The sequence below is a fragment of the Mesorhizobium sp. M2A.F.Ca.ET.067.02.1.1 genome (assembly GCF_004023285.1).
GTDB lineage: Bacteria > Pseudomonadota > Alphaproteobacteria > Rhizobiales > Rhizobiaceae > Mesorhizobium.
This window is the reverse complement of record NZ_RZSB01000523.1, coordinates 1-4,270: the sequence shown is the minus strand read 5'-3', so window position 1 is coordinate 4,270 and position 4,270 is coordinate 1. Positions and strand designations below refer to the sequence as shown.

Below are 4,270 nucleotides of genomic sequence, written 5' to 3'. Positions count from 1 at the left end.
TCCCGCCCCCGCATCGCGCCCGACCACCGAGACCATTGATGACAAAGGCAGCATTGATAACCGGGATCACCGGGCAGGACGGCGCCTATCTGGCGCAGCTCCTGCTTTCGAAGGGTTACGAGGTCCACGGCCTGGCGCGACGGTCGAGCACGGCCGACGTCAACACGATGCGGCTGAAATGGCTGGGCATCGAGGACGACGTGCGGATCGTGGATGGCGACATCACGGACCTGTCGGGCCTGACCCGAACCATGCGCGACGTAAGGCCGGACGAGGTCTACAACCTTGCCGCGCAGTCTTTCGTCAAATCGTCCTGGCAGCAGCCTATCCTGACGAGCAACGTCACCGGCATCGGCGTCACCAATATGCTGGAGGCGCTGCGTCTTGAAGTGCCCGGGGCGCGTTTCTATCAGGCTTCGTCGTCGGAGATGTACGGCCTTATCCAGGAGCCGATGCAGTCGGAGACCACGCCTTTCCATCCCCGCTCGCCCTATGCGGTAGCCAAGGCCTACGGCCATTGGATCACCGTCAATTATCGCGAGAGCTTCGGCCTGCATGCCTCGAGCGGCATCCTGTTCAATCACGAATCGCCGCTTCGCGGCATCGAATTCGTGACCCGCAAAGTCACGGACTCCGTCGCGCGCATCAAGATGGGGCTGGCGAGGGAGCTGCGCCTGGGCAACGTCGACGCCAGGCGCGACTGGGGCCACTCGAGGGACTATGTCCGCGCCATGTGGCTGATGCTGCAGCAGGGAAAGCCCGACGACTATGTGGTCGCCACCGGCAGGACGACGACGGTGCGCGACATGTGCAGGATCGCCTTCGAGCATGTCGGGTTGAAGATGAACGACCATCTTGTCATCGATCCAGACCTGTTCAGGCCGGCGGAAGTCGAGATCCTGCTCGGCAATCCGGCCAAGGCTAAGGCGAAGCTCGGATGGGAAGCGACGATCTCCCTGGAAGAGATGATCCGCGAGATGGTGGACGCCGATCTCGCGCGCCACGCAGCCGCCAGGCGTTGAAAGGGAAGCCGTTGTGACGCCGCGTTCCGCCACGCATCCGCATCCGGACAACGCTTCATGGTTCGTGAGGCCGGCATGCGCGTTTTGATGACCGGCGCCAACGGTTTCGTCGGCCCCTATGTCGGCGAGGCATTGCGCAAGATCTGCGGCCCTGAGGTCGTCATTGCCGCGACCTCCAAGGATGGGGGCCCGCACCCCGCTTTCGGCCAGGTCGAAGAGCTGGACGTGACGGATACGGCCGCCGTCCATGAGGCCATGGCCCGTCATCGGCCAACGCATGTCATCCACCTGGCGGCGGTCGCGGCCCCCGATGCCGCCCAGGCGAATCCACGAAACACGTGGCGCATCCACGTGGACGGCGCGCTCAACGTGGCCAATGCCATCCTCAACACGGCTCCGGACTGCTGGCTCGTCCATGTCGGATCCGGTCTGGTCTATGGCGAAAGCGCGAAGACCGGACGACCGCTCGACGAAAGCACGCTGCTTGCCCCGGTCGACGACTACGCCGCAACCAAGGCCGCGGCCGACCTCGCGCTCGGCGCGCTGTCGTACCGGGGGTTGAAATGCGTTCGGATGCGTCCCTTCAATCATACGGGACCGGGCCAGACTGAGGCATTCGCAGTGCCGGCCTTCGCCATGCAGATCGCGCGGATCGAAGCAGGCCTCGCTCCGCCGCTCATCCGCGTCGGCAATCTCGACGCCAGGCGCGATTTTCTGGACGCGCGCGACATTGCCAATGCCTATGCGCGCGCGGTCTTGAACAGCAACAAGCTTGCGCCGAACACCATCTTCAACCTTGCGTCCGGCCTCTCCTGGCGGATGGCAGATATTCTGGATCTGCTGCTGGCGCAAAGTAGCGTCAAGATCGTCGTGGAGCAGGATCCTTTGCGGATGAGGCCAAGCGACCTGCCATGCATCGTCGGCGATGCGACCCGCGCCCGGACCCTGCTTGGCTGGGCGCCCGAGCATTCTTTCGAGGAGACGCTTGCGGCGGTCCTGCAGGATTGCCGTGCACGTGTGGCCCAGGCGTGAGCAAAGCAGCGTCGTCGGCTTCGCGGAAGCAGGATTGCCCCGATGTCGGCCAGGCGAGCGAAGCAGGCGTGCGGCAGCGGGCGGCCCGGGATGAGCCGCTGGCGATCAAGCGACGAACTGGCAGCAATAGCGACCCGTATCGCAGCCGCTTTTAGTTGATGTTGCGGCATTGAGCTTTGCTTCGCCCCGTCCTATAAGGCCGCGCGCAAGCGGGCATGCCCCGCCTGCTGGGGCGTCGCCAAGCGGTAAGGCATCGGTTTTTGGTACCGACATTCCCAGGTTCGAATCCTGGCGCCCCAGCCATCCCTCACATTGCCAACCAGCTCCGCCCCGGGCATCGCCCAGCGCAGGATCAGCGTTGTTTCAACTGCGCTGCGTGGCGATCTGCCTCGGAACCAGGAACCTGGCCGCAAGGGCGCAGAGCAAGATGGTGAACATCAGGATCAGCGCCACCAGCGCGTTGATATCCGGCGAGAAACCCAGTCGCATCATCGCCCACAGGCGTACCGGCAGCGTCGTCTGGGTGCCGGTGACCAGAATGGTGATCATGGTCTCGTCGAACGACAGGGCGAAAGCCAGGATGGCGCCGCCCACCATCGCGCTCGAAAGGTTGGGCAGGATGACGCGCCAGAAGGTCTGCCATTTGGTCGCGCCGAGGTCGTAGGAGGCCTCGACCAGCGTGCGGCTCATCGACTGCAGGCGCGTCAGCACCGTGCGATAGACGATGGCGAGCACGAAGACCGTATGGCCTATGACGACCGTCAGCAGCGAGCGTTCGAGCCCGATCTCACGGAAGAAGATCAACAGCGCCAGGCCGCTGATGATGGGCGGCATCAGGAACGGCAGAAAGACGATGAACTGCAGCAGCGAGCGGCCGGCGCGGCGGCCATGATAGTAGAGGGCCAGCAATGTGCCGCTCACGACCGAGAGGACGACCGTGCAGACGCCGACGACGAGCGTGGTGCGGAGGGCGGCCAGAATCTCGTGATTCCCAGCCAATGCGACATAGGTCTCGACCGTCGGTGACGACCAGTCGACCTCGCCGCGCGCCACGGGAAAGAAGGACGACGCGATGGGCACGAAAAGCGGGCTGTAGAGCAGCGCCGCGACCAGGACGGTTATCGCGGCGAGAAGGATGGTGGAGAGGCGCGGCGCGGCGATCAAAGCGAGGCCCCCCGATTGCGCCCGAAGCGCTCGCCGAGAAGGATCGCGACGATCACCACGACGGCCAGCGCCACCGACAGAGCGGCGCCGAAGGGCCAGTTATAGGCGGTGCCGAACTGGCTGTAGAGGATGCGGCCGAAGGTGAAGCCGCTGATGCCGCCGACCATCTGCGGCGTCAGGAAATCGCCGATCGCCAGCACGAAGACGAAGCTCGCCGCCGAGGCGACGCCGGGCAGGGACAGCGGCAAGGTGATGCGCAGGAACGTCTGCAGGCTGCTTGCGCCGAGATCGTCGGACGCGCGCAAGAGCACCTGCGGGATGCGCTCGAGCGCCAGGAAGATCGGCAGGATCGCGAAGGGAATCAAAAGCAGCGTCAGCGTGAGCAGGATGGCGTTCATATTGAAGACGAAGAGCGTCGACAGCTCGGCGAGAATGCCAAGTCCGACCAGCGCCTTGTTGAGAAAACCATTGAGGCCGAGAATGCTGCGGATCGCGTAGATCTTGATGACGTAGCTCATCAAGAGCGGCACCATGAGCAACATCAGCAGCGCGTAACGCCAGCGGCCGCGCAGCGTGGTCAGGAAATAGGCTGTCGGATAGGCGAGCAGGATCGAGATCACCGCCACCGAGAGGCAGAGCACGATCGTGCGCCAGAACACCGGGAGGAAGACCGGCTCGGCGAAGAAGCGAACATAGTTGACCAGCGTCGGCGCGTAGACGATCTGGCCCTGGTCGACGCTGAAGAAGCTGTAGACCAGGAAGATCGCCAGCGGCACCAGGACGAACACCACCGGCAGCGCGAAGGCAAGCGCGGTGACCAGCGGCGACCAGCGGATGGCGACGGGACGCGCCAGGCCAGCGCTCTTCATGCCAGCACCAGATGGCCTTCGTGCGGCGCGAAGGAAAGCGCCATGGTCTCGCCGGTCCTCAGCGCGCTGCCGTCCACCCGGCTCGGAAAGCGCAGCCTGAGGCGCTGCGCGGCATCGCCGCCGGCCGCGATGGTGGCGACCGTCGAGGAGCCGGCAAAGGCAAGATCGGCGACGGTGCCGGAA

Annotated in this window: 5 protein-coding genes and 1 tRNA gene; 3 read left to right on the top strand and 3 right to left on the bottom strand. The window is 64.7% G+C overall.

The window, feature by feature from the left end; all coding sequences use genetic code 11:
- Positions 1-38: 38 nt before the first annotated feature.
- The 3 genes from gmd to EOA28_RS26650 all read left to right on the top strand — a co-directional run bounded on the left by gmd (position 39) and on the right by EOA28_RS26650 (position 2,357).
- Positions 39-1,022: a GDP-mannose 4,6-dehydratase gene (gene gmd / locus EOA28_RS26660; protein WP_127251967.1), complete on the top strand. Its 984-nt coding sequence runs from the start codon at positions 39-41 to the stop codon at positions 1,020-1,022.
- 57 nt (positions 1,023-1,079) lie between these two features.
- Positions 1,080-2,054 (top strand): GDP-mannose 4,6-dehydratase, encoded by a 975-nt coding sequence (locus tag EOA28_RS26655; RefSeq protein ID WP_245501598.1) that lies wholly within the window; start codon positions 1,080-1,082, stop codon positions 2,052-2,054.
- A gap of 228 nt (positions 2,055-2,282) precedes the next feature.
- Positions 2,283-2,357, top strand: a tRNA-Gln gene (locus EOA28_RS26650).
- A gap of 60 nt (positions 2,358-2,417) precedes the next feature.
- Here the strand turns inward: EOA28_RS26650 and EOA28_RS26645 are convergent.
- From EOA28_RS26645 to EOA28_RS26635, 3 genes are all read right to left on the bottom strand, one after another.
- Entirely contained in the window at positions 2,418-3,218 is an 801-nt protein-coding gene (locus tag EOA28_RS26645) for an ABC transporter permease (RefSeq protein ID WP_127251966.1), read from the bottom strand.
- Positions 3,215-4,087 carry an ABC transporter permease gene (locus tag EOA28_RS26640; protein WP_127251965.1) on the bottom strand — a complete coding sequence of 291 codons (873 nt, stop codon included), beginning with the start codon at positions 4,085-4,087 and terminating at the stop codon, positions 3,215-3,217. The genes EOA28_RS26645 and EOA28_RS26640 overlap by 4 nt, the downstream gene beginning before the upstream one ends.
- Positions 4,084-4,270, bottom strand: a 187-nt coding sequence (locus EOA28_RS26635) for a TOBE domain-containing protein (RefSeq protein WP_128315448.1), incomplete at its 5' end; no start/stop codon positions are given. The genes EOA28_RS26635 and EOA28_RS26640, both read right to left, overlap by 4 nt.

What these genes read in the sequence shown, in the direction of transcription:
- EOA28_RS26655 (WP_245501598.1), top strand. Translation starts at nt 1,080, where the DNA reads ATGGTTCGTGAGGCCGGCATGCGCGTTTTGATGACCGGCGCCAACGGT.
- gmd (WP_127251967.1), top strand. Translation starts at nt 39, where the DNA reads ATGACAAAGGCAGCATTGATAACCGGGATCACCGGGCAGGACGGCGCC.
- EOA28_RS26640 (WP_127251965.1), bottom strand. Translation starts at nt 4,087, where the DNA reads ATGAAGAGCGCTGGCCTGGCGCGTCCCGTCGCCATCCGCTGGTCGCCG.